The following is a 326-nucleotide window of genomic DNA, read 5'->3' as shown; positions in this document are numbered from 1 at the left end:
CGGTCGGTCGGCAGATAGGCCACGTGCGCCTTGCCCACGACGGGCAGCATATGGTGTTCGCAGAAGCTGACGAAACGGATGTCCTTGAGCACGACCAGTTCGTCGTATCCGCCGACCTCTTCGAACGTCTTTTCCAGATACTGAAGCGGGTCGATCTCGTAGCCGGCGAACAGTTCGCGATAGCTGCGGGCGACGCGCGCGGGCGTCTCCAGCAGCCCCTCGCGGGCGGGGTCGTCGCCGGCCCACTGGATCAGGGTGCGCACGGCGGCCTCGGCTTCGGACTGGGAGATTTTCGGGGCGGGGGGGGCGTCGGTCATGGGGCCTTC

1 protein-coding gene is annotated in these 326 nt (G+C 66.9%); it reads right to left on the bottom strand.

What is annotated here, in order from left to right; all coding sequences use genetic code 11:
- A partial coding sequence (gene folE / locus B2U11_RS09610; RefSeq protein WP_292071373.1) for a GTP cyclohydrolase I occupies window positions 1-317 on the bottom strand: 317 nt, incomplete at its 3' end.
- Window positions 318-326 lie beyond the last annotated feature (9 nt).

This window comes from Brevundimonas sp. UBA7534 (genome assembly GCF_002479325.1).
Lineage (GTDB): Bacteria > Pseudomonadota > Alphaproteobacteria > Caulobacterales > Caulobacteraceae > Brevundimonas.
The sequence above is the reverse complement of the archived record's forward strand: the minus strand, read 5'-3'. Positions and strand labels throughout refer to the sequence as shown.